Source organism: Thermogemmatispora sp. (assembly GCF_042408735.1).
GTDB lineage: Bacteria > Chloroflexota > Ktedonobacteria > Ktedonobacterales > Ktedonobacteraceae > Thermogemmatispora.
In genome coordinates, this window is record NZ_JBHOQV010000114.1 from 14,640 (window position 1) to 37,139 (window position 22,500).

General features: G+C 62.2%; 21 protein-coding genes. 9 read left to right on the plus strand and 12 right to left on the minus strand.

Annotated features, from left to right (window positions below; all coding sequences use genetic code 11):
- Positions 1-345 precede the first annotated feature (345 nt).
- From rpsR to rpsF, 3 genes are all read right to left on the minus strand, one after another.
- Positions 346-741 carry a 30S ribosomal protein S18 gene (gene rpsR / locus ACFMO7_RS09910; RefSeq protein ID WP_376795327.1) on the minus strand — a complete coding sequence of 132 codons (396 nt, stop codon included), beginning with the start codon at positions 739-741 and terminating at the stop codon, positions 346-348.
- An 82-nt stretch (positions 742-823) separates the two neighbouring features.
- Positions 824-1,231: a single-stranded DNA-binding protein gene (locus tag ACFMO7_RS09915; protein ID WP_376795328.1), complete on the minus strand. Its 408-nt coding sequence runs from the start codon at positions 1,229-1,231 to the stop codon at positions 824-826.
- 226 nt (positions 1,232-1,457) lie between these two features.
- Positions 1,458-2,069: a 30S ribosomal protein S6 gene (gene rpsF / locus ACFMO7_RS09920; protein ID WP_376795329.1), complete on the minus strand. Its 612-nt coding sequence runs from the start codon at positions 2,067-2,069 to the stop codon at positions 1,458-1,460.
- A gap of 80 nt (positions 2,070-2,149) precedes the next feature.
- On the opposite strand from rpsF, the gene ACFMO7_RS09925 reads away from it, so the two are divergent.
- The 4 genes from ACFMO7_RS09925 to ACFMO7_RS09940 all read left to right on the plus strand — a co-directional run bounded on the left by ACFMO7_RS09925 (position 2,150) and on the right by ACFMO7_RS09940 (position 4,752).
- Complete coding sequence (locus ACFMO7_RS09925) at positions 2,150-2,287, plus strand: hypothetical protein (protein ID WP_376795330.1); 138 nt, start codon at positions 2,150-2,152, stop codon at positions 2,285-2,287.
- 706 nt (positions 2,288-2,993) lie between these two features.
- Positions 2,994-3,200, plus strand: a complete 207-nt coding sequence (gene rpmI, locus ACFMO7_RS09930; protein ID WP_376795331.1) for a 50S ribosomal protein L35 — start codon at positions 2,994-2,996, stop codon at positions 3,198-3,200.
- 107 nt (positions 3,201-3,307) lie between these two features.
- Positions 3,308-3,697: a 50S ribosomal protein L20 gene (gene rplT, locus ACFMO7_RS09935; RefSeq protein WP_376795332.1), complete on the plus strand. Its 390-nt coding sequence runs from the start codon at positions 3,308-3,310 to the stop codon at positions 3,695-3,697.
- A gap of 215 nt (positions 3,698-3,912) precedes the next feature.
- Entirely contained in the window at positions 3,913-4,752 is an 840-nt protein-coding gene (locus ACFMO7_RS09940) for a TrmH family RNA methyltransferase (protein WP_376795365.1), read from the plus strand.
- A 609-nt stretch (positions 4,753-5,361) separates the two neighbouring features.
- On the opposite strand, the gene ACFMO7_RS09945 is transcribed toward ACFMO7_RS09940, so the two are convergent.
- The 4 genes from ACFMO7_RS09945 to rny form a co-directional block, all read right to left on the minus strand.
- Complete coding sequence (locus ACFMO7_RS09945; protein ID WP_376795333.1) at positions 5,362-7,680, minus strand: methyl-accepting chemotaxis protein; 2,319 nt, start codon at positions 7,678-7,680, stop codon at positions 5,362-5,364.
- Between the two features lie 760 nt (positions 7,681-8,440).
- Positions 8,441-9,028: a signal peptidase I gene (gene lepB / locus ACFMO7_RS09950; protein WP_376795334.1), complete on the minus strand. Its 588-nt coding sequence runs from the start codon at positions 9,026-9,028 to the stop codon at positions 8,441-8,443.
- 133 nt (positions 9,029-9,161) lie between these two features.
- Positions 9,162-10,046 carry a PHP domain-containing protein gene (locus ACFMO7_RS09955; RefSeq protein WP_376795335.1) on the minus strand — a complete coding sequence of 295 codons (885 nt, stop codon included), beginning with the start codon at positions 10,044-10,046 and terminating at the stop codon, positions 9,162-9,164.
- A gap of 150 nt (positions 10,047-10,196) precedes the next feature.
- Positions 10,197-11,762, minus strand: a complete 1,566-nt coding sequence (gene rny, locus ACFMO7_RS09960) for a ribonuclease Y (RefSeq protein WP_376795336.1) — start codon at positions 11,760-11,762, stop codon at positions 10,197-10,199.
- A gap of 256 nt (positions 11,763-12,018) precedes the next feature.
- Here rny and ACFMO7_RS09965 point away from each other — a divergent pair, with 256 nt between their 5' ends.
- Positions 12,019-12,489: an NUDIX domain-containing protein gene (locus ACFMO7_RS09965; protein WP_376795337.1), complete on the plus strand. Its 471-nt coding sequence runs from the start codon at positions 12,019-12,021 to the stop codon at positions 12,487-12,489.
- 96 nt (positions 12,490-12,585) lie between these two features.
- On the opposite strand, the gene ACFMO7_RS09970 is transcribed toward ACFMO7_RS09965, so the two are convergent.
- Complete coding sequence (locus tag ACFMO7_RS09970; protein ID WP_376795338.1) at positions 12,586-14,151, minus strand: NAD(P)H-hydrate dehydratase; 1,566 nt, start codon at positions 14,149-14,151, stop codon at positions 12,586-12,588.
- A gap of 169 nt (positions 14,152-14,320) precedes the next feature.
- On the opposite strand from ACFMO7_RS09970, the gene ACFMO7_RS09975 reads away from it, so the two are divergent.
- Positions 14,321-15,289, plus strand: coding sequence for a hypothetical protein (locus ACFMO7_RS09975; protein ID WP_376795339.1), 969 nt, complete (start codon positions 14,321-14,323; stop codon positions 15,287-15,289).
- Positions 15,290-15,337: 48 nt separating this feature from the next.
- On the opposite strand, the gene ACFMO7_RS09980 is transcribed toward ACFMO7_RS09975, so the two are convergent.
- From ACFMO7_RS09980 to ACFMO7_RS09995, 4 genes are all read right to left on the minus strand, one after another.
- Positions 15,338-16,483 (minus strand): outer membrane lipoprotein carrier protein LolA, encoded by a 1,146-nt coding sequence (locus tag ACFMO7_RS09980; protein WP_376795340.1) that lies wholly within the window; start codon positions 16,481-16,483, stop codon positions 15,338-15,340.
- Between the two features lie 190 nt (positions 16,484-16,673).
- Complete coding sequence (locus ACFMO7_RS09985) at positions 16,674-17,105, minus strand: FixH family protein (RefSeq protein ID WP_376795341.1); 432 nt, start codon at positions 17,103-17,105, stop codon at positions 16,674-16,676.
- Between the two features lie 9 nt (positions 17,106-17,114).
- Positions 17,115-18,101, minus strand: coding sequence for a ubiquinol-cytochrome c reductase iron-sulfur subunit (locus ACFMO7_RS09990; RefSeq protein WP_376795342.1), 987 nt, complete (start codon positions 18,099-18,101; stop codon positions 17,115-17,117).
- 52 nt (positions 18,102-18,153) lie between these two features.
- Complete coding sequence (locus tag ACFMO7_RS09995; protein WP_376795343.1) at positions 18,154-18,663, minus strand: sigma-70 family RNA polymerase sigma factor; 510 nt, start codon at positions 18,661-18,663, stop codon at positions 18,154-18,156.
- A 926-nt stretch (positions 18,664-19,589) separates the two neighbouring features.
- On the opposite strand from ACFMO7_RS09995, the gene sdhC reads away from it, so the two are divergent.
- The 3 genes from sdhC to sdhA all read left to right on the plus strand — a co-directional run bounded on the left by sdhC (position 19,590) and on the right by sdhA (position 22,488).
- Positions 19,590-19,970, plus strand: coding sequence for a succinate dehydrogenase, cytochrome b556 subunit (sdhC, locus tag ACFMO7_RS10000; RefSeq protein ID WP_376795344.1), 381 nt, complete (start codon positions 19,590-19,592; stop codon positions 19,968-19,970).
- Positions 19,971-20,314: 344 nt separating this feature from the next.
- Positions 20,315-20,734: a succinate dehydrogenase, hydrophobic membrane anchor protein gene (gene sdhD / locus ACFMO7_RS10005; RefSeq protein WP_376795345.1), complete on the plus strand. Its 420-nt coding sequence runs from the start codon at positions 20,315-20,317 to the stop codon at positions 20,732-20,734.
- Positions 20,735-20,751: 17 nt separating this feature from the next.
- The gene (gene sdhA / locus ACFMO7_RS10010; RefSeq protein WP_376795346.1) at positions 20,752-22,488 is read left to right on the plus strand and encodes a succinate dehydrogenase flavoprotein subunit; all 1,737 of its coding nucleotides are present in this window, start codon (positions 20,752-20,754) and stop codon (positions 22,486-22,488) included.
- Positions 22,489-22,500: the final 12 nt, after the last annotated feature.

Sequence of the window (22,500 nt, forward strand, 5' to 3'; positions counted from 1 at the left end):
TGTCGCCGTATTGAGCCGCTCCTGCCGCGCTCTCGGCCTTTCGCCTCTGGCCGGGCGGGGCAGGAGTAAGAAGGAGCCGAAGCGAACGGCTCTCATCCATCCAGGTCACTCTGCTGCAGGAGAATGGCGGACGGCCCGGAAAAGCGGGAACGGGGCAAGATGAGGCGGGAGAGGAAGAGGGTAAAGCTACCTCTCCACGCCTTCTCGCCTGGCCCGTTGGCCTGCCGCTCTGCCTGATCGCTTGCCTCTCATCCTGCCGGGCGACTTCAGCCGTGGGTGGCCATTGCCGGCAGCGAAGCGTGCCTCTTCTTCTTCTTCTGCCAGGCTGAAGATCGCGTTCGCCGGCTACATGCTGCGCATATGTTCTGCAGTGTAGGGGAGCAGGGCCATGAAGCGGGCCTGCTTCAGCGCGCGGCTCAGGGCGCGCTGGTGCTTGGCGCACGTCCCTGTCTTGCGGCGGGGCTCGATCTTCCCGCGGTCAGAGATGTAGCGTTTCAGGAAGCGAGGGGCATCCTTATAATCGATCTCTCGCACGCGGTCGTGGCAGAACTGGCAGATCTTGCGCCGGGGACCGCGCATGCCCTCGCGGCGGCCCTGGCGAGCGCCGGCCTGGGGCTGAGCGGGAGCCTGGCCCTGGCCGGGGGCCTGGGGGCTGTTGCCGGCCTGAGCTGCCTGGCCCTGGGTATTCTGCTGGGCGGCTGGTGTCGCCGACTGGTTTGCCGCTTCGTTACGTTTTTGCACGGACTGTCCTCTCCTCCTTCGAACACACAACGAGTAGGTCTCGCTCGGAGTTCACCAGCCCCTCTGCTCGGCCATACGGGCATTAGAAGGGCTGAGTATCGTCCAAATCCTCGAGGAAATCGCTGCTATCGGTCGGGAACTCATCCGAGACATCGGCCTCTTGTGGCTTAGGCGAGAGGAAGCGCAGATCGGTAGCGATCACATCGAAGGCCGTGCGCTCGATGCCGTTCTTATCGGTGTACTTGCGCTGAGAGACCCGTCCCTCGACGTAGACCTTACTGCCCTTGCGCAGGTACTGGTAGCAGCGCTCGGCCAGCGAGCGCCAGGCGACCACATTGAACCATTCAGTTTCCTCGCGCTTCTCGCCGCTGGGCGTCTTATAGGTACGGCTGACTGCCAGCGAAAAGCGAGTGACAGCTGTCCCATTATCGGTGTAGGACATTTCCGGGTTGCGGCCCAGGTTGCCGATCAGCATGATTTTGTTCAGCATCGCTCAGATCCTTTCGTCACACTGGGAGGCGCCGCACCATCCTTCGCTGAAGCCAGACGGGGCCAGGCTGGCCCTCTCCTGGCTGGCTGGCTGACGGGCTGGCGGGCTGATTGGCCAGCCAGCCTGTCGCTTTGCTCACTGGCGTTCTGTCCTGATCGAGCCATCGCCTTGTTGGCCGTGTGCTCATTCCCGAACCGATTGCTTGCTTGCTTGCTATGGCAGGCATCTAGGCTTGCTCAGCCTCGGGGGCTGGCTGCTCATCGAGTGCGGGAGGGGCACTCTCCATCTCTTCAGGCGAGACGGCGGGCGCCTCTTGATCTCCTACTGCTGACTCCGATGACTCTGATTCTGGTGATTCTGACGGGGTAGCTGCTTCGGAAGCGTCGGCAGAAGCTGCCGCTCCCGCCTCGGACGCGCTGCCGGCAGCAGCCGCGGCCTCCGCACTGGCGCCAGCCAGCTCCTCGCTGGCGACGCTAGCAGGGGCCGGAGCCGGGGCAACCCCGGCGGCGCTCGCGGCGGCGTGGGCCTCGCGCTCCTTCTGTACCACCCGCGGATCGCGTCGCTTGATCAGATGCCGCAGCACCTCCTCAGAAACCTTGAGGGTGCGGTCCAGTTCCGGGAGGGTCTCAGGGGAGACACTCATATCAACAAAGACATAGATGCCATCGCGATGATGCTCGATGGGGTACGCCAACCGTCGCCGTCCCCAGTGGTTCACCCTGACAACCTGGCCGTCATGCGCGGTTACGATCTGCTCGATCCGTTCAAGAATAGTACGTGTTCGCTCCTCACTGACTTCGGGATGGAGAATGAAGCCAAGCTCGTAGTCTCTCCTCACGAAGCCACCTCCTTCCTATGGGTTTGCTCGCGGTCAGTCGCGGTCAAAGCTGCTTGTTCTGCTGCCGGAGCAGGTGGAGTATGGCGATCTCTATTTTCGCCATCCGCTCTGCCGCTGTCTTTTGCCCTCTCTTGCTTATGCCCTTGCCAACCACTCTGGCCGATCTTCCTCTTGGACTGCTCAGGCGCCGTGCAGATAAGCGCCTGGGGGCCGTCTGAGGAGGTCTGGCTATTCTCCGCTCGTTGGGCGGGCAGGCGTGGCCTGTGGCTTTTGAGAGCGTCGGTACAGTGCCCCGCTATTATAGCATTGTCCTCCCTTTCTGGCAAGAGAAGGCCCTTCTCGCTGGGCAGATGGCTCTGGAGCTGGCGCGTGCCCCGACGGCGCACCTTTCTTGGGCGCGACGGCTGGGCTTCCTCCCCAGATGGATGAGCTTCACCCCGACCTGATCTTGGCTGGCCGGGCTGCTGCTCTCTTGATCTCTCGCGCGTCTCTCCCGCTCTGGTATTCTTGGGGCGGCCTCTCAAAATGGAAATGCTGTGGCATGGCCGACCTCGCTGGTCGGGTGGGGGCGCCCCGCCTGGGTTGCTCCCTACTGGACAGGGAGAGCAATCTGTGCTATACTCGCAGACGGCGTGCGGGGCTTCTTCGCTCTTGAAAAAGGCTTCTCTGCGCCTTCGATGGAGCTTTTCTTCTCTGTGGCCCTTTTATGACGCTCCCACCGGCTGGTAGAGGCATCGGGTCGGTCTGGGTCGTGTCGGGCATACCACAAGCTGCTCTCTCCTGCAAGCGAACTGATGGCCTCGACTTTCGCTGGTCTCGGCCTCCCTTCTCCTCCTGGCAGGAGGAAGCATCTGAGAGAAGGCTCTCTCTTGCTGTATGGCCTTCTCGCCCCGCATGAGAAGAAAGAAAGAGAGTGTAAACCGGATGAAGCAGAAACTGAAGACCCATAAAGCGACGGCCAAACGCATTAAGATCACGGCCTCTGGCAAGCTATTGCGCCGTAAGGTTGCCATCAGCCACCTGCGCCGTAACAAGTCTGCTCGCTCGGTTCGCGCGGCTGACAAGGCTTTTGCCCTGGCACGAGGGGATTCTCGCCGCGTGCGGCGCCTTCTCCCCTACGCTGGCCGTTAAGTGGAAGGTCCCCGCCCTCCACTCCTGCGGGCGGGGCTGCGGCAGCTCTCCGTTGTCTTCTATGATCGGTAACAGAACAGACAAGAAGAGGGAAGGAAGAATACGCTATGCCAAGGGTTAAGCGAGGCGTTACGGCGCGTCAAAAGCATAAGAAGGTATTGAACTTTGTGGAGGGTCATCGTGGCACTCGCCGCCGCCTCATCAAGAGGGCGCGCGAGTCCATGATGCATGCCTTGGCCTATGCCTATCGCGATCGGCGCAACCGCAAGCGCGATATGCGTCGTCTCTGGATTACGCGCATCAATGCCGCCGCCCGCATGTTCGGCGTGACCTATAGCCAGTTGATGCACGCTATCCGCGTGGCCAACATCAGCGTCGACCGCAAGATTCTGGCCGAGATGGCGGTCAACGATCGGCCCGCTTTCGCTGAGCTGGTCAAGACGGCCCTGGCCGCCGTAGAGAGCCAGGATCAGGCGCAAGCTCAGGCCCAAGGCTAGTCTGCGAGGCGACAAGGCAGCAATCGGACCAACCCCGGCCTGGGGTTGGCTCAAAAAAGATCCAGGTGCTATCTCCAGGCCGTCCTGTCCGGCGAGAGAAGAAGGCCCGGTCCTGGCTTCTCTGGGGAGGGCGGGCGGCCCGCAATCGTCCGGGGGGCGACTGCTCTGGCGGTCGCCCCTTCTGCATGAGAAAGGGGGCTGACTCTCCCTTGCAGGTGATTAGCAGTCCGCTCAATCCCCGCATCGCTCGCCTGCGCGAGCTGCATACCCCGCGCGGACGAAAGAAGCATGGTCTCTTTCTCATGGAAGGGCCTCACCTGCTTAAGGAGCTGCTCGATCGCGGGGTGGCACCCCTCGAAGTCTACTATCAGCCCGAGCTACTGGCGCGCACGCCTGAAGGGCAGGCCCTATTGCAGCGTTTACAGGCTGGAGCTGTCCCGAAGCGGGCGCTAATCCAGGTCAGTGTGCGGATCATCGAGGCTTTGGGAGAAGTGCAGACCTCTCAAGGGGTAGTAGCTGTCCTGCCGCTGGCGGCTTTCCGCTACGAGGAGGTGGCGGCGCGCCGGCCCCCGCTCCTGCGGCCTGCGCTTCTAGTTCTCGATCAGCTGGCTGACCCCGGCAACCTTGGCACCATTCTGCGCACGGCCCTGGCGGCGGACGTGGCGGCGGTCCTGCTGACGCCAGGCTGTGTAGATGCTTTCAGCCCCAAGGTCGTGCGAGCGGCTGCCGGGGCCCATCTGGCGTTGCCGCTGGCAGAAGAGCAGGACTGGAGCGAGATTGCGCGGCGGGTCAGGGAGCACTGCGGCGGGCAGCCGCGGGTCTTTCTGGCGGAGGCTGGGGCGCCCCAGCTCTATTATGAGCAGGACCTGCGCCAGCCGTTCGCTCTTATCATTGGAAACGAGGCTCACGGTCCCTCAGCAGCGGCTCGCGCTTTGGCCACCAGTCGGCTGAGCATTCCGCTGGCCAACGGAGTCGAGTCTCTCAATGCGGCGATGGCCGCCGGCATCCTCCTCTACGAGGCCGTGCGCCAGCAGCGTCAGGGACTTCTTCCCTAGCAAGGTCCGCTCCGTTGTCAGGGGAGCCTTTCTGACCAGGTCGCCAGCCTGCATAGCTCTGCCTGGATGAGTGGGCGGAGCCGTGCAGGCTGTGGTCTCTAAAGAGAAGGGAGATCTCAAGGGCTACCTTTTGCTGCTGGCGACCAATAACAGAGGCGGCAGGACCTACGGCGCCGACGCCCGTCGTAAGCCCTGCCGCCTCTGCGGGTAAGAGGGGGCAGTGTCGTTAGCCAGAGAAGAAGTAGTCTGCAAGAGGTGGTCGGCAGTCTGCCGGCTCTCGCTAACTATAACCTACACCATCAGTCTAACAGAGGAATTAAACGCTTGTCTATGAAACAAGATAGAGGTTGCAGATACTATCTATAACGGAAAGCTTATGGGAAGAGAGGAAGAGGGACTGAGCGACGAGAGATCAACCCGGCCTGCTCGATCCTGCTGACCGCCTCCGTGCCCGGCTGGGGGAGGTGGTGGCAGAGGAGAGATGGAGCGGGGATTAGCCCAAGCCACTCCATGCAAGCTTGGGCTAATCCCCGCTCTCGCTATCGATCTGGCCAGCGACCTCAGATCCTTAGCGGTATGGCTGGACGAGACCGTGAGGCTGAGGCTTACTTATGGGCGACCGCTGCCATTGCCAGGCATTCCAGAGTTCCAGGGATCGTAGGGAGACTGTTCGAATGGAACAGCCCTGGCTGGCGCAGAGGGGAAGCCGCTAGGCGGCGGCGAGAAGGGCCAACCTGGCTGCGGGCTGCCGCTGGCAGGCATCGAGGGTAGCGACTGGCTCCACTCGTTGTTTCCCATGGGGGAGGGGGAGGGCGAGAGCGGCTGGAAGGAGGAGAAACCCTCGGAGCCAGGGGTAGGTCCAGCGCTCGGCTGACGAGCTGGGGGGAGGGCATTATACAGACCGGCATGTGTCGGCGTAGGCTGAGCCTGAGCGGTCGCTGTAACCGTTCGGAAAGCGCCACTCAGAGACTGGCTCTCCCCGCTGTCCTGGGCCGTCAGAGCGTCGGTGAAGCCCGTCGTTGACAGGTAGCTCTGATCCTCATTCAGCTTGAAGGCCTCCACCGAAGCGCGCAAGCGCTCCACCAGGCGAGCCAGGCGGCCCATAGCCTGAGCGGCCTCGCGCGTCGTCGTGCTACTGCGCTGCGTGGCCTCCGAGACGCTGTGCATGATCTGCACCACGGAGCTGGACGACTCCAGCTGCTGATTGGCCATCTGGTTAATCGTCTCAATCTCGCGGGCCTGCTGCTCGATCACCGTAAAGACCGTCTCCAGGGCGCCACCGGCCTCCTGAGTCAGGCGAGCCCCGGCCTCGGTCTCTCGCTCTGTATCCTGCATAGCTACAGCCACGGCGCCGATGTCCTCGCGGACACTGCGGACGATGCGCGTCACGTTGCTGGCCTGCTCCTTAGCGCGCTCGGCCAGGCGGCGGATATCGGCGGCCACGGCGCCGAAGCCCTTGCCGTGCTCGCCGGCCATCGCGGCCTGAATAGCGGCGTCAAGAGCCAGGCGATTGGTCTGATGGGCGATGCTGGAAATAGCCTCGACGATATTATTGATCTCGCGCGAGCGGTCGCCGAGCACCTGGACCTTCTTAGCGGTCGCCTGCACGTTCTCGTGAATGCGGCCCATACCGGCGATGGCCATCTCCACGGCCTCGCGGCCTCCCTGGGCGTCTTTGCGGGCCTCGACGGCCACGTTGTGAAGCAACTGGGCGCGCTCGGCCACACGGCGGCTGGCCTCCGCCATCTGCTCGACCTCGACCGCGGCCTCGCTGATCTGGCGAAGCTGCATATCATCCTCTTCCACCAGTTGAGTCATCCCATCGATCAACTGGCTCGTTGTCTGCTCCACCTCGCGGGCCACCGTCTTAACGCGGATCACCAGATTCCCCAGTTCCTCGACCATGTAGTTAAAGGAGTCCGCGAGCACGCCGAGGGCATCAGCCGTCACCTCTGCCTGCACGCGCAGGTCACCCTCGCCGACGCCGCTGACCTCGCTCACCAGCTTCTCCACCTGGGCCTGCAGATTATCGCGCTGGGCCTGGGTTTCCTGGATCAGGCGCACGATGTTGTCGAGCATGTTGTTCATCGAATTCGCCACGATGTAGATCTCATCGCGGCTGTTGATCTTAACGCGGGCCGTGGTGTCGCCCTTGCTGATGCGCTTGGTCAGGTTGGCAAGCTGGCGCAGGGGGCGGGTGATGGTCAGGTTAATGATATAGCCGATGGTGATGACCACCATTGCCGTCGCCAGAATAGCGATGACCGTGCCGAGCGTGATCATTCCGATCTGGTTGGAGCCGATGGTCGTCACCTCGTTGCTGATGGTCTGGGTCACGGTCACGAGCTGCTGCCAGCTTTTGAGGAGCGAGGCGTACCTGGCGTTGGCCTGTTCGAGGAGGCTGTGGGTCTGGCTGTGCGGAAGATTGGCCTTCAGCGCTGTCAGCTCGGCATCCTGGGCCTGCTTATAATCCGACCACTGCTGGCTAGCCGTGCGGAAGATCTGAGCCTGGTTGCTGGCCTGAGCATTGATATCGCCGGGAAGGCTTCGGCGCACGCTGTCCATATTCGGGGACGAACCCAGCAGGAAATTCTGTTGGTAAGTGCTCAGCTCATTGCCGAAGCTATGCTCCAGGTCAAGAATCTCCGTCTCGGCGGAGGTGGCCATGCGCGCCATGGCGCTGTTATTGAGGCCGTAGGGACCCTCGTTCGCGTAGAGCGTCGAGTGGTACTCACCCAGCAGCGCGTTCATGCGCTCCAGGTCCGACATGGCCTGCATCGAGATCGTCGTTGCCTGGTTGGCCACCTGCATGGCCTGGCCGTGGACGGTCAGGGTATTCAAAAAGAAGCTTCCCAGCACTATAATCACGATGGCGGGAATGATCGCAGCCAGCGCGAAGGCCAGGAAGAGCCGGAGGAAAATAGGCATTCGCGTAATTGCTCTCATGACAGCTCTCGCCCCCTCTAAGAAGGTACGCAATGATCTCTATTGCTTAAGGGAATGGGCCTTGCCGTTGCCAGCCTGTTGTTGATGTATGGGCAAACGTCAATGAGACCTGGAACAACCTGACAAAAGACTCCCAAGGTAGTGTACTCCACCCTGGACGATTTTGAAACTCTCTTGTGAGAGATTCCCCTCTTTTTCCTAGATGTGTGGCGCCGACCAACAGGATGGGAGACAGGCATAAGGCTCCGCTTGCTTGCTCGCTTGCAGCCAGTGGAACGGCAGCGGTAGCTGAACAACAACTACCGCTGCCTGCACTACACGTTATTTAACGATAGCGGAAAAGGCTCTTTCCAGCAAGCAATCTCACCTCATAGGGTGCTTCCGCGGCCTGTCCTTCTCTCCATCTGCCTCACTAATAATGGGGTGGATGGACTTGCCCGGCTTCAGCCTCTTTGCCAGGCTATCTCCCTGGCCGACTTGCTGACGTGAGGGCTGCCCTATCTAACAGGAGCGAGCCTGGGGATATGCCGGACTCTGGAGGAAGAGAGAGGAGCTGTTGGGTGGGAAGGGAGGGGAGGGACGAGACAAAGAGGTGAGGTGAGACAGAAGATCGGCAGGTCCTTCCTCGCTTGTCGCCCTGGTGAACAGGGCCTGCCGATCCTCCGCCGGCCAGCGGAACAGGAGAGAGCCCGCTCGCTGAGGATGGCTGCGCTCTCCCGCTCCGCTGGCCTGTTTAGCTGGCCTATTTGATGGCGGCAAAGACGCTACTCACGTCGGGCAGCAGGCCAAAGTTATTGGCTCCCAGGGGCCAGTAGACCAGGGCGGCTTTGCCGACAATATCTTGTCTGGGTACGGTGCCCCATTGACGTGAGTCAGAGCTATCGCCGCGATTATCGCCCATTACAAAGTACTGGTCGGGGCCGACGACCAGGTTGCGGATCGGCGGATAGACGGCCAGACTGGCCGGATCATTAGGATTGACGTATGGCTCGTGGAGCGTGACCCCATCGACAATCACAGTCTGGCCGATGACCGTGATGGTATCCCCGGGGATGGCAATAATTCGCTTCACATAGTCTATACTCGGATCGCGTGGATAGTGGAAGACAATGACATCACCGCGCTGAGGCGGATGAAAAAGGTAAGCCAGCCGATCGACAAGGATGTATTCCTGATTGTGCAGCGTCGGCTCCATGCTTGGACCATCGATATAGTAATGTTGGACCGTCAGGCGCACTACCAGGAGCAACAGCAGCGTCAAGGCTACCGTCTCCAAGATGTCGCGCAAGAGCCGACGGCCCCTCTCCTCTTTCTCTGGTTTCGCGCTCAAAACCCTTGCCTTGCCTCCTGTTCTATCTCAAGGTCGGTGTCCTGCCAGGGGCCCCCTTCATCCTCAGCGATCAACTGATTGACGTGGGCTGCCCCAGTCTGCGCGCTGGGCTGGGAGGTGCTTGCTGAGCTAGCTAGCTGGCAGTCGGTTCTGGCAGTGTGAAGGGCGGTGGCGTTTGGCGGCTGCGGGCTGCGGCAGCTTCTTTCAGGCGGGCCACACTTTCAGCAGGGACAGGGTGGCCTCCGAGAGGAGTCGGATGAATGCCAGGACCATGATAGTCGCTGCCGCCTGTGGGAATAAGGTCGAACTCGCGCGCCAGAGAGAGCAGCTGTGCCTCCTCTTCGGGGGTATAGGGACCATAGTAGACCTCGAGGCCCACCAGTCCCAGTGCGCATAGCTCCGGCAGCCACTGCCGCAGGATCTCTGGACCTGGTAGCTCCAGCGGATGAGCAATCACCGGCAGTCCTCTGGCGCTCACAATGAGGCGTACCGCATCCTGGGGCGACAGCTTATAGCGTGGGACATAGGCCGGGCAACCCTGGCCAATGTAGCGTGCGAAGGCTTCCTCGATGCTCTGGGCGTAACCGGCCTCAACCAGGGCCTGGGCCACGTGAGGACGCCCAACCGATCCCTGAGCCAGCTCGCGTACTCGCTCCCAGGTGATGGCGATGCCCTGCTCGTTGAGCAGCTCAACGATGCGCTGGCCGCGACGCTGGCGAGCATCGCGCAGCGTGCGCAAGGCCTGCTGGAACGCTTCCTGCTGATAGTGCAGGAAATAGCCCAGCATGTGCACCTCGCCGGCCGGGATCTCGGTATTGATCTCGATGCCCGGGATAAAGTCGATTCCTAACTGAGAGGCCGCCGTGGCGGCCTCCTCCAGACCTTCGGTGCTATCATGATCGGTGAGGGCTAGCACACGCACCCCCGCCTCATGAGCCTGCTGGAGCAGGACCCGTGGCGCATAGAGGCCGTCCGAAGCGGTTGAGTGCGTGTGCAGATCGATCGCATAATCGGTCATAGTTCCTCCAGCCTGACTGGCCCGTCCAGGTTCCTTTTCAAAGGCAGCGGCGGTCGAGCTATCTGTTGCTGCTGCTGCGTGCTCATCTGTATCTGGCTGGCAGAGCGAGCGGCCGCTGGCGCCGTCCTGCTCTTCCCCATTTGCGATGGCCTATCTGGCGTAGTCGACGGCCCGCGTCTCGCGCACCACGCAGACTTTGATCTGGCCGGGATAGTCAAGGCTCTCCTCAATCTTATGGGCGATTTCGCTTGCCAGGCGGTTGGCACCGTACTCGTCGATCTCGTCGGGCTTAACGATGATACGCACCTCGCGCCCAGCCTGAATGGCAAAGGATTTCTCGACGCCCGGGAAGGAGTTGGCAATACTCTCCAGGGCTTCAAGGCGCTTGAGATAGAGATCGATGGTCTCACGCCGCGCCCCAGGCCGAGCCGCGGAGATGGCATCGGCGGCCTGGACGATGGCTGCCTCCAGGCTCTGTGGCTCCATCTCGCTGGCGTGATGGGCGACCATTGCATGGATAATCTTAGGCGACTTACCAAAGCGGCGAGCGATCTCACCGCCGACGACGGCGTGCGGCCCCTCAACCTCCTGGTCGATGGCCTTGCCGATGTCATGCAGCAGGGCAGCAGTCTTGCAGACGTTGACGTCGGCCCCCAGCTCGTGGGCGATGGTTCCCGCCAGAATAGCTACCTCGACCGAGTGGGCCAGGACGTTCTGACCGTAGCTGGTGCGGAAGTGGAGACGACCCAGGATCTTGAGTAGCTCGGGCTGCAGACCGTGAACGTTGGCCTCCATAGCGGCCCGCTCGCCGGCTTCGCGAATGATATTGTCGACCTCCTGCTGAGCCTTGGCCACAACGTCTTCGATGCGTGTGGGATGAATACGCCCGTCGAGAATCAGACGGTTGAGGGCCAGACGGGCCACCTCACGCCGCACGGGGTCGAAGCCCGAAAGAATGACCGCTTCCGGTGTGTCGTCGATGATCAGATCGACGCCGGTCGCGGCCTCCAAGGCGCGGATATTGCGGCCCTCCCGCCCAATGATGCGCCCTTTCATCTCCTCGTTGGGCAGAGGGACGACCGAGACAACTGCCTCAGAGACCTGATCGGAGGCGCAGCGCTGAATGGCCAGAGTGATGATTTCGCGGGCCCGCGCCTCGGCTTGCTCGCGGGCCTCCTCTTCGATAATACGCGCTCGCCGCGAAGCCTCGGCCCGGACCAGGGCCTCCATGCGGCTTAAGAGAAGCTCGCGCGCCTCCTCTTCGCTCAGTCGAGAGATGCGCTCCAGTTCGGCTTGCTGCTCTCTTTTGAGCGCCTCAACCTCCTGATGCTCCTCCTCGACCGCCCGCTCACGCGCCTGCAGCCGCCGCTCACGCTGCTCCAGAGCCTCGATCTTCCGTTCAAGGCTCTCTTCTTTCTGCTGCAGTCGCCGCTCCTGACGCTGAAGCTCGGCTCGCCGCTCGGCGTTTTCTCTCTCGATCGTGGCCCGGAAACGCGCCGTCTCTTCACGCGCCTCTCGTAGAGCCTCACGCTGCTGCTGCTGCATCTCGAGGAGGAGGCGCTCACTGGCCTCTTTTTCGAGCCGGAGGCGCTCCTCGAACTTGCTTTTATTTCGTGCCTCCCCGAGACGGTATCCGATGACGAGTGCGATCCCGGCTCCAAGGAGCGCCGCCAGGATAATGCCCGCTGCGAGGATGGCGATAATGGTCGGCGTCACGTTAGCCTACCTCCAGAGTAGTAAAGGGCAAACAGGCCCGCCTGCCGGGCTTGTGGTGACCGAGTGCTGTGTTCCATCGTATCGAGAGACGGTATATGCTAAGTATACTATATAGAAGGCGTATAGTACGCCAAGCATACTATATAAGAGCGTTGAGGGGCTGTCAAGAACGCTCAATTGAGAAGATCGATTGTTTCTCTAGCAGGTTCGCAGCCTTTTCTAGTTTCCTGCAATCAATCTCTACGGGAGTCGCCTCATGACACAGCAACCAGCGGAGTCCACTGCTCCCCTGCGCCCCACGCCGGTCGTCACCAGTTTCCTTCTGCGTTTCGACCGCCCTGGCGGGCCTCAGCTCCTGATCGTCCAGCGCAGCCAGCGGGTTGGCAGCTATCAGGGACGCTGGGCAGGCATCAGTGGCTTTATCGAGCCGGGAGTCAGCCCCGAGGAGCAAGCCTACACGGAGATCCGCGAAGAGACTGGACTGGGGTCGCAGCAGGTGCGTCTGCTCAAGCGTGGAGCGGTAGTTGAGCACCGCGACCAGGAGTTGGGCCGTCACTGGATCATTCATCCCTTCCTCTTCGAGGTCCTGACCCCCGAGGCCATTCGGACCGATTGGGAGGCGCTGACCATGCGCTGGATTCCTCCGGAGGAGCTGGAGCGTTACGAGACGGTGCCCCTGCTCAAGGAAGCCTACGAGGCAGCGCAGCGGGGCGAGAGCGAGCCATAGGCGAGGCCGAGGGGGAATGGTGGTGAGCTGATGGCGTTGGGAGCCAGCCCTCTGTCTCTCTTGCTTGCTCGCTCTGCCCGCTGGCTAAGCCCTTGTTCAGGTGGGCTGGAGCAATCGAAGGCGGGCGGCGGGGATCTGCGGCAGAAGGTCTGAGGCCAGCAGGCCGGCGTCGCCGCAGCGCTGGCTGACCAGTTTCGAGGCCGCCACGTGGAGGTAAACGGCCAGGCTGGCCGCGTCAAAGGGAGTGAGGCCCTGAGCCAGGTAGCCGGCAATCATGCCGGCCAGGACGTCGCCGGTGCCGGCGCTCGCCAGTGCCGGATTGCCTTCCCAGTTGATACGCAGTCGCCCCGCTGGCTCACTGATCAGCGTGCAGGCCCCTTTGAGGACAAGCGTGACGTTCCAGCTACGGGCGCAGTTCCGCGCTACCTGCAGGCGATCGATGCCGCCGCCCGTGACCCTGGTGCCTCCCAACAGGCGGGTCATCTCGCCCGGGTGGGGCGTGATCACGGTCTCCGACGGCAACTGCTGCCACCAGCTCTCGACGTCGGCCAGGTTGTTGAGACCGTCGGCATCCAGAACCAGGGCGGGACGCTGCTTGTCGGGCAGAGCGCGCAGGCCGTCGAAGAGGGCCAGAATGGCAGCCCGTATGGCCGGTGTTCGACCGAGGCCGGGGCCGATCAGCAGGGCCCGGTAGCCGCTCAGGTGCTCTAAAAGGACGCGGGCCTGTTCCTGGCCCAGGCTCTCCTCCGGCTGGCCGCTGGGCAGGAGGACGTAGGTGGCCTCGTGGAGCGAGGAGGCGTAGATGGGCAGCAGGTCCGGCGTGGTGGCCAGCGTTACTAAACCGGCCCCGACGCGCAGCGCGGCGCCGCCGGCCAGATAGGCCGAACCGGGATAGGGTGGCGAGCCGCAGAAGAGCATAACACGCCCAAAGGTTCCTTTGTTGCTTTCCAGGGGACGCGGCGGCAGGAGCTGCCGAGCCAGCGTCTCGTCTAGCATCTCATCGCTGAGGTCGCGCTCCAGAGCCTCCGGTAGGCCAATGCTGCCGACCAGCAGCTCGCCAAGGTAGGCGCGGGCGGGAAAGAAAAAGAAGCCCTGCTTGGGACAGGCCAGGGTAATCGTGAGGTCGGCTCGAATGCTGCCAGGATCGACTTCACCGGTGTCGGCGTTGACGCCGGTCGGCAGATCGATCGCCACTACGAGCAGCTTGCCTGGACGGCGGACCCGCTCCTGCTCAACCCGCGCCAGCAGGGCGCGCATATCCTCTGGCAGGGGACGCGAGCGCCCGGTGCCCAACAGGGCATCGATGACGTAGCCAGCGCGCTCCAGGACGGCGTTCAGTTCCTCGGCAACCTGCTCTGCTGGTACCTCTCGTCCCTCGCGCGTTAGCTGACGCTCCTTCCAGCGGTAGAGGTTGATGCGGACCCCTTCCGCGGCCAGGTAGCGGGCCATGACCTGGCCATCGCCGCCGTTATTGCCAGGACCAATCAGAAAGAGCATCTCGCATTCGTTCAGCGAACGCTGCTGACGCTCACGAATATAGCGGGCCAGCAGCTCGGCTGCGCTGCGACCGGCGTTCTCCATGAGAATGCTGGTGTTCAGCCCATATTCCTGGTCTGCCCGCGTCTCCAGCTCGCGCATGCGGGCAACGTCAACGATATGCATGGTTCTCCTCTCCCTGCTTTCTGTTCTTTATTCTACATGGCGCTGCCGGCCCTGTCACGCGCTGGCTCCCTCTCAAAGGAGCGCGACAAAGACCTCTCAACCTGCTATACTCCACCGTATGAAACTGGCACTCAAGATCAGGCCGCAACGAAGCAATCAGTACAGCAACATGGTCGAGACCCTGGCCGAGCCGGAGCTGCGTGCCAGTCCCCTCGGTCCGGCCATCGCTGAGCTAGAGCGCCGCGCCCTGGGTGGGCAGAGCTATCTGCTGGCAACCATAGAAGAGGACAAGGTTGAGCGCGAGACGTGTCTACGTCTTCTGGCCCACCTGGGCACCATTAGCGAAGTCTACGAGTACTTTGCCGAGGTCGCTGGCGTCGAAGGCCCCTTTCTGCGCCCGCTGGCTCTACCCTGGCAGCCCTTCATCTCGCCGGAGGTTGCCGAGGTGCGCCGCTACAAAGGCAAGACCAACGAGATCTTCACGCGCGTCCTCTTGAACGTCGCTCTCTTCGCGGGGGCCTATGCCGGCAGTCGCGAGCGTCTGCGGATCCTTGATCCCCTGGCGGGCGGTGGCACGACCCTCTTTGTGGCCCTGGCCGCCGGCTACGATGCTTTCGGCATCGAGCAGAAGCGCCAGGATGTCGAGACGACGGCGGTCTTCCTGCGGCAGTATCTCAGCGGCGAAGGGATCACCTTCAGAGAGATCTGCGAGCGTCGCCGCAGCGGCAAGCGCTACCAGTTCGAGGTCAGACCAGAGGGCAAGCGGGGCGAAGCTCGCCTGGTGGTGCTGGTGCATGGCGACAGCTGTGAGGCCCCACTTCACTTGCGCGAGATTCCGGGCGGACCCCGCGTGCATGCCATTGTGGGCGACCTGCCCTATGGTATTCAACATATAGGGGAAATCGGCGAGCTGCTGGGACGGGCCTTGCCGGCCTGGGTCGAGCTTCTCCTACCCGGAGGTGCGATCGCCCTGGCCTGGAACGCCACACGTCTTCCCCGCGAGGAGATGTGCGCGCTCGTTGAGCGCTACAGTGGTCTGCAGACGCGCAACGATCCACCGTATACGCAATTTGGGCACACGGTGGATCGCGTCATCAAAAAGCGCGACCTGCTCGTCGCTGTCAAGAGCCGGGCCTGAGCTGGGGGAAGGTCTCGTTCCCCGAGCCTGCCTGGCTCTCTGGCTGGTTTAGCTGAGCAGATTGGCGATGGCGATGGCCTCTTGCTCATCGAGGTCACCGCTGATGCGGATACCCAGACCCTGCTCTTTCCAGGCCAGGGTGGGATTATCGCTATCGGTTGAGTAGGTGGCAGTGGTGCCACGCAGCGTGAGCCTTATGCCGCTGGGCAGCGGCTCGTTGGCCAGAGCCTGGCCTTCAAGGATGGAAAAACTCTGGTCGCCCTTCAGATAGTGGAGCACAAAGACCTGTCCACTGGTGCTCGTAAGGACGTCAACTCCCTCAAGCTGGTAGGCGCTCTGCGAGGACGGGAGACTCAGCAGGTGGTAGCCGGCGAGCTGCTCCGCCTGGCCAAGGGTCAGAGTTCCGCTCGTTGGCGTGGCGCTGGCCTGGAGCAGAGGAACGACCTGGACATCGGCGGGCGGAGTAAAGCGAAAAAGACTGTCGCTCAGAGGACGGTTTAGCTCCAGGGTGGATAGCTGCAGCGTCACCTGGGCGAAGCCTTGCAGGTTGAGCACCAGCTTGAGAGGAAGATCGCTGCGGCGGTCCAGGTAGACATCGCCGCTATAATCAGGGCCTGCATTGGCCACTTGCTGGGAGGTGACATGGATGACGATGGCTGTGTGGCCGGCGACGGTCGCCTCCTGCGAGGCCAGCGTGGCCCGGCTCTGCCTGAAGACAGGATCGATCAGGTTCAGTGTCAACTGGTTGACCGGGTTAGAGCTGCTGCCGAAGATCGCTGAGCCGCCCTGGCCGCTCAGGCTCCCGCTATAGACGATATGCCGGGTGGGATGATAAATCCAGAGCCGCTGGCCGTCGCAGACCGTTAGCTCCCCTGCAGGGAAGTCGCTCAGCGTCGAACGCAAGATCTGGCTGCGGCTCCGGCCCGCGCTGGCTTTCCAGATTTCGCTGGTCAATGTCCCCTGATACGTTTCGCCGTCGATGGCGATGGTCACGAGGGTGTGCAGGGTCTGAGCTGCCGTCAGTTGCTGCTCGCTCTGCTGGAGCAGGCGCTGAGCACTGGCGCCGGTGGCGGTGGCGGTGGCGGTAGTTTGCGCCGATGGCTCTCCCTGTCCACCGTTGCAGGCCACGAGCAAGAGCAGGGGCAAAAGAATCGCGAAGATAGAGAAGCAGCATCTTCTCTTGAGAATAGACATAGAAGCCTCTCCGTTGCAGAATGGCCTTATATAGGGAGTAGATCGCGAGAAGTTTTCGGGTGATAGAGAGAAGCATCGCAGAGATGCCTCCCTATTCTACGCTGTGATGGTCCCAGGAGCAAGGAGGTAGGAAGGAGGGAGGGAAGGCAGGAAGAGCTGACAGGTGAATCGGGAAGACGAGCGTGGTCCCTCAGCGGGCGGTAAGCTGGAAGAGGGCGATGACGTTGGGGGAGGTGGAGCGCTGGATAAGCACCCGCAGCTGCCAGAGGCCGCCCATGACGAACTGCAAGCGCGCGCGATAGAGGCCGTCGTTGCCCGGGCGGGCGGAGACGGTGGGCAGTCCCATATTCATCTCCGGCATTGTGCCCTCGATCTGAACGCGCGCATCGTTGACGAGCGAGCCGTTAGCGGTCTCGACGATGCGCAGAACGATGGTTGATGGCTGAGAGCTGAGGGGTGGGTTAGGGCTTAGCTGCAGGGTCACCTCGTAGGGACCGGCGCGGGCCTGCTGTGCTCCTGGCTCCGACGAAGTTGGAGTGATGTTGGCTACCAGGCCCCCCAGCCAGGTCAGCAGGGCCAGGAAGAGCAGACCGAGCAGAATAACAAGGAGGTTGCGTCTCATACCAGACCTTCAGGAAGGAGTGCCGCTGGCCGGAATCCTCACATAGATCTTACCATCCTCGATGCGGATGTCAAGCCGGGGCAGAGGGGCCAGGTAGCGCAGGCGACCGGCGGAAGGGTCGGCCTGGCCGCTGGCCGTGAAGACTCCCCCGTGGCAGGGGCAATGGAACTTGCCATCGCTCTCCTGCCACTCGACCAGGCACCCCATATGGGTACAGGCTGCCGAGAAAGCCACAATCTCCTCCTCGCCGCTCGTGGTCCCGTCCGGAGTGGGGGCCCACGAGCGCGATCCATAGCCCTCGCCGGAGTCACTGCTGCCCCGCTCCCGGCGGATGACATAGCCAGCGATCGTCTCGGTCACAAAACGGACCGGACGCTGACCGAGGGCCGAGACCTCGGTCACAAAGTGCCAGCGGGAGGGAACGTCGGCCCCGATCAGCGAGGGATAGGCGGGGGGCCTGTAAGTAGGAGGGGCGCCCGTTCCCGTACTGCCGACAGGTGGTGTGGCCTGGCTGGCGGCACCTGAAGAGCCGCCCTTGGCCTGTTGCAGGGCGCGGTCAAGTCCGGCACCAGCTACCAGCGAGGCGGCTGCTACCGCGCCGCCGGTCAAGAGGCGACGGCGCGAGACCCGTGTGTTCCGCTCGGCGGAGAGCGATGGCGATGCCGAAGAAGGAGCGACTGGCCCGCTCGCCGGTTCCTCAGAGGAGGTTGGAGTCACAGCCGACTCATAGGTCTGCTTTTGCTCTGGCTCACTCTCACCTGCCGCCTGGGCGGTCAGCTCCCGCTCCAGCCGAGCGCGCAGCTCACTGACAAACTCCGGACGAGGGTCAGCGGCGCCGGGAGCCGCGGCGCGCAAGAGCGCTGCCAGGCGATAGAGGCGGGCCTGAGCTGGCGTCAGCTCCGCGGATAGCGGCGGCCTGCGGTCCTCCTGCAACGCCGCCAGATAGCGCTCTAGCTCCAGATAATCCTCAAAACGTTCCTGGTCTCCCTCAGGCATAAACCTCGCCTCCCTTCCGGTTCGTCACCTTCACCGAATGCCTCCATGTGCGTCAGCCGGTCACAACGCTCTCTAATTCTGCGGCGCGCTTGAGCGCCCGGAACTGAAGCACCTTCACGTTGGCCTCGCTCAGCCCCAGGCGAAGGGCTGTCTCCTTAATGGAAAGGTTTAAAAGAAAGCGGCAGATCAAGACCTCGCGGTAATGAGCGGGAAGGGCCTGCAGGATACGCTGGACGCGCTCGACTGCTCGCTCGTCGGGACAGGCGAGAGAGATCTCCTCAATTGGTCCCTGCCAGCCGGCGTCGAGCAGCTCCTCAAGAGAATCGAGAGGGAAACGATAATGGCTGCGCCAGTAGTCGGCCAGGGTTGTCCTGGCAACCTGGAAGAGCCAGCGCTGCCAGCTACCAGCGCTGGCGCTGCGCTCGCTGCTCAGCAGGCGCACGGCCTTCATGAAGATCTGCGAAGTCAGGTCCTCGGCCTCTTCACGATTGCCCACTTTGCTATAGACATAGCGATAGACGAGATGCAGATTATCCTCATAGAAGCGCTGAAATGCTTGCACATCCACGGCATCCTGTCCTATAGCAAGATTTCGCTCCTGTTTGCTCTGGCGTGCAGTATTCACATTGGCCCTCCTCGCCCTGCCTGCGCACAGGCCGAGGTCCAGACAGCTACGTTAGTCAGTTACGGCGGATCTCAGATAGCTACCTACCTATTACGTCGGCGGGTTACAGTAGAGATGAAAGAAAGGGAGGGGGGAGTCCGTACTGGCGAGCGAGCGAGAGGGCGAGCGAGGGAAGCGGAGGAGCGCCAGGTTTGCGCGACGATGGCAACTGCAGTATAATAGGCAATGCAACAGGAGCGTTGGCGCACCCAGCGTGGGGCGCCGCGGGGAGCACTGCAGCGCGATGGAAAGCGCGCCGTGGGAGAGGTGGGCAGACCAGCCAGGCCAGGTCAAACCCGGCGAGAGAAGCCGGTCTGGCGACCTTTTTCAGCTTGCTAACCCACCTGAGCGCCAGGGATGCGCGACCGGTCCCTCCCGTGCCCTCTCTCCGGGCAGACCGGGGAGCCATTGACAGGCGGACAGGCAGGCCGATCAGCCAGACGAGACGCCCTGGCTGTCTGACTGGCCGCTGAGCGACTCGTCTCGTTCAGCGTTATCAACACAGTCAAGCAAGCGATATCACAAGATTACGACCATACCATAGGCGGGAGCGGTGGGCGACTGCGGTCGAAGAGGTTGTCCTGAAGAGCCAGCCTTCTGAAATACAAGGACGAGATCAGCAAGCAAGTGCAAGCAAGGTTGTGAGACATCCCAAGGCCTGGGGATGACGGAGCGCGGAGCTGCGCGTGGCCGGCGGTGCGTGCGGGTGAGTCAGAAGTAGGGGAAGGGTGGTTCTGCCCTCAGCTCCAGCAGCTTCAACGTTCCTCAGTCTTTCCGTGCAGCGCTTTCTCCCCCCGCCTTCCGCCTGAGAATCGAGGAGCGGCATGTATAAAGGACAATCTGGAATGTGGTCCTGGCTGCTGCATCGCGTGACAGGACTGGCGGTTCTTCTCTTCCTGCTTGTGCACATCGTCGATATAGGGTTGCTCTCCTTTGGCCCGGATGTCTACAACGAAGGGATTGCCCTCTTTAGCACCGGCATTGTGCGCGTCATCTCGCTCGGGCTAATCGCCTCCGTCCTTTACCACGCCTTCAATGGGGTGCGCATTATTTTAATCGATTTCTGGCCGCGAGGGGCGCGCTATCAAGGGGTCATGTTCGCGGTCGTGATGATCCTGACTATTGTCTGTTTCCTGCCGATGGCCTACTTTGTGGTAGCGCCTATCTTCCAGCCGGGGGCCTCTGCCGTGGCACCGCCGATGTAAGAATGGGCCGCTGGCGCTGCTGAGTCTTCCGGGTCAGAGCCGGACAGCCTGCTCTGGCGCCAGCGGGCAGGCTTGCCAGGGCGAGGGAGACGGGCAAACCCTGCGCAAAGCAGTTTCGGCTCCCCGAGAAACTTCCTGCTGAGCGCGGCGATGATTGGGTGCAGGCAAAACGGTTGGCACCGGCTCTCGAGACTGCGCGGAGAGACTCGCGCTGGAATGGTGGCCGACGGGGCGAGGCGGAAGAGAGAGGCGTGGGGAGAGCAGCGAGGGCCTGACCTGCTGACCAGCCGACCTGCTCTGACGACGACGATGATCTTGCTCTCGTGAAGAGGAGTGCTGCAGCTATGTTACGTGTTTCCAGTGGCTATGGCTCGCGTCCCCCAGGCGGTGGCTTTGAGACCTTTTCCTGGTACTTCTTCCGGGTCTCCGGGGTCGCTCTTATTTTCCTGGCGATCATCCATCTGATCCTCATGCATGTCACAACCGATGTTGCCTGCACCAGCTATCAGTTTGTGGCCCATCGCTATCAAAATCCTTTTTGGCGGCTCTACGACTGGCTGCTGCTGACACTGGCGCTCTTGCACGGCATGAACGGCCTGCGTGTTGTGATCGATGACTATGTACGTAGTCGTGGCTGGCGTCTGTTCCTGCTCTCGCTGGTGGGCCTGGCGACGCTGGCCTTCTTCCTGCTCGGAACCATTACGATCGTGACCTTCCAGCCTGTGCCCGGTGGACTGCAGGGTGCTTCCTGCGTGACCCACTAGAGAAGAGGGGAATAGCTATGTACCAGAAATTTGACGTGGTGATCGTCGGCGCTGGCGGCGCCGGGCTGATGGCAGCGATGCAGCTTCCCAACGCCAGCGTGGCCGTCCTCTCGAAGGTCTATCCCACACGCTCGCATACGGGCGCAGCCCAGGGAGGGGTCGCGGCAGCGCTGGGCAACCTTGAGGAAGACCACTGGAAGTGGCATATGTTCGATACCATCAAGGGCGGCGACTATCTGGTCGACCAGCCGGCGGCGGAGATCCTGGCCCGCGACGCGATCGATGCTATCTATGAGCTGGAGCATCGGGGCCTCCCCTTTAACCGCACGCCGGACGGGCGCATCGATCAGCGCCGCTTTGGCGGCCATACGCGCAACTACGGCGAGGCACCGGTGCGCCGCTCCTGTTATGCCGCCGATCGCACGGGGCATATGCTGCTTCAGACCATGTACCAGAACGCCATCAAGAACCAGGTGCGCTTCTTCAATGAGTTTCTGGCCCTTGATCTGCTGATCAACGAGGGCCGCGCCTGCGGAGTGGTGGCTCTGGAGATCCGTACGGGCGAGATCCATACCTTCCATGCTAAAGCGGTCCTCTTTGCCACCGGCGGCTATGGCCGTGCCTGGCGGGTGACCAGTAACGCTTTTGCCTGTATGGGCGATGGAATGGCCATCGCTTATCGCCGCGGCATCCCCCTGGAAGATATGGAGATGTATCAGTTCCACCCCACGGGCCTCTATAAGGTGGGGGTGCTCCTGAGCGAGGGCGCCCGCGGCGAGGGGGCGCGCCTGCTCAACGGCAAGGGCGAGTACTTCATGGAGCGCTACATGCCCACGCTCAAGGACCTGGCGCCGCGCGATATTGTCTCTCGCTGCATCATCAAGGAGATCAAAGAGGGGCGTGGCGTCAATGGCGAGGATTATGTCTATCTCGATCTGCGCCACCTGGGCGAGAAGGTAATTACGGAGAAGCTGCCCGATATTACGGAGTTTGCCCGCAACTACCTCGGCGTGGAGCCGATTCGCGAGCCAGTGCCTATTCAGCCGACCGCTCACTATGCCATGGGCGGTATCCCAACCGATAACGACGGGCGCGTGGTGGTCGATTCCAGGTGGACGCCGCTGCCGGGCTTCTACGCCGCCGGCGAGGTGGCCTGCGTCTCCGTCCACGGCGCCAATCGCCTGGGGACAAATTCGCTGGTCGACCTGATCGTCTTTGGGCGCCGCGCCGGCAAACACATGGCCAGGTTCATCGCCGAGAACGATCATGTCCCCCTGCCACCGCAGCACGAGGACTTCGCGCGCGAGATGGTCGATCATCTGCTAACCTCGAAGGGAGGCGAGTCCGCGGCCCGCATCCGCAATGAGCTGCAGGGCGAGATGCTGGAGAATGTCTTTGTCGAGCGCCAGGAGAAGGGCCTGCAGCATGCTATGGAGACCCTCGCTGGCCTGCAAGAAGATTACAAGAAGATCCAGCTTCAGGATAAGGGCAAAACATTCAATACTGAGCTGGTCGAAGCCATCGAGCTGGGCTTCCTGCTGGAGTGTGCGGCGGCGACGGTCCACGGTGCCCTTGCCCGCAAGGAGAGCCGCGGCGCCCATTATCGCCTCGACTATCCCGAGCGCGACGACGTCAACTGGCTCAAGCATACCCTGATCTATAGGGGCGACGGAGCCTGCAACGCTCGTCTCGACTACAAGGATGTCATCCTGATCGATGACCCGGTCTTTAAGCCCAAGGAACGCAAATACTAGGCGCGTCCCAGC

What these genes read in the sequence shown, in the direction of transcription:
- rplT (WP_376795332.1), top strand. Translation starts at nt 3,308, where the DNA reads ATGCCAAGGGTTAAGCGAGGCGTTACGGCGCGTCAAAAGCATAAGAAG.
- ACFMO7_RS09985 (WP_376795341.1), bottom strand. Translation starts at nt 17,105, where the DNA reads ATGAGACGCAACCTCCTTGTTATTCTGCTCGGTCTGCTCTTCCTGGCC.
- sdhC (WP_376795344.1), top strand. Translation starts at nt 19,590, where the DNA reads ATGTATAAAGGACAATCTGGAATGTGGTCCTGGCTGCTGCATCGCGTG.
- sdhA (WP_376795346.1), top strand. Translation starts at nt 20,752, where the DNA reads ATGTACCAGAAATTTGACGTGGTGATCGTCGGCGCTGGCGGCGCCGGG.
- sdhD (WP_376795345.1), top strand. Translation starts at nt 20,315, where the DNA reads ATGTTACGTGTTTCCAGTGGCTATGGCTCGCGTCCCCCAGGCGGTGGC.
- ACFMO7_RS09980 (WP_376795340.1), bottom strand. Translation starts at nt 16,483, where the DNA reads ATGTCTATTCTCAAGAGAAGATGCTGCTTCTCTATCTTCGCGATTCTT.
- ACFMO7_RS09915 (WP_376795328.1), bottom strand. Translation starts at nt 1,231, where the DNA reads ATGCTGAACAAAATCATGCTGATCGGCAACCTGGGCCGCAACCCGGAA.
- ACFMO7_RS09975 (WP_376795339.1), top strand. Translation starts at nt 14,321, where the DNA reads ATGGTCGAGACCCTGGCCGAGCCGGAGCTGCGTGCCAGTCCCCTCGGT.
- ACFMO7_RS09965 (WP_376795337.1), top strand. Translation starts at nt 12,019, where the DNA reads ATGACACAGCAACCAGCGGAGTCCACTGCTCCCCTGCGCCCCACGCCG.
- ACFMO7_RS09925 (WP_376795330.1), top strand. Translation starts at nt 2,150, where the DNA reads ATGGCGATCTCTATTTTCGCCATCCGCTCTGCCGCTGTCTTTTGCCCT.
- rpmI (WP_376795331.1), top strand. Translation starts at nt 2,994, where the DNA reads ATGAAGCAGAAACTGAAGACCCATAAAGCGACGGCCAAACGCATTAAG.
- ACFMO7_RS09970 (WP_376795338.1), bottom strand. Translation starts at nt 14,151, where the DNA reads ATGCATATCGTTGACGTTGCCCGCATGCGCGAGCTGGAGACGCGGGCA.
- ACFMO7_RS09945 (WP_376795333.1), bottom strand. Translation starts at nt 7,680, where the DNA reads ATGCCTATTTTCCTCCGGCTCTTCCTGGCCTTCGCGCTGGCTGCGATC.
- ACFMO7_RS09955 (WP_376795335.1), bottom strand. Translation starts at nt 10,046, where the DNA reads ATGACCGATTATGCGATCGATCTGCACACGCACTCAACCGCTTCGGAC.
- ACFMO7_RS09990 (WP_376795342.1), bottom strand. Translation starts at nt 18,101, where the DNA reads ATGCCTGAGGGAGACCAGGAACGTTTTGAGGATTATCTGGAGCTAGAG.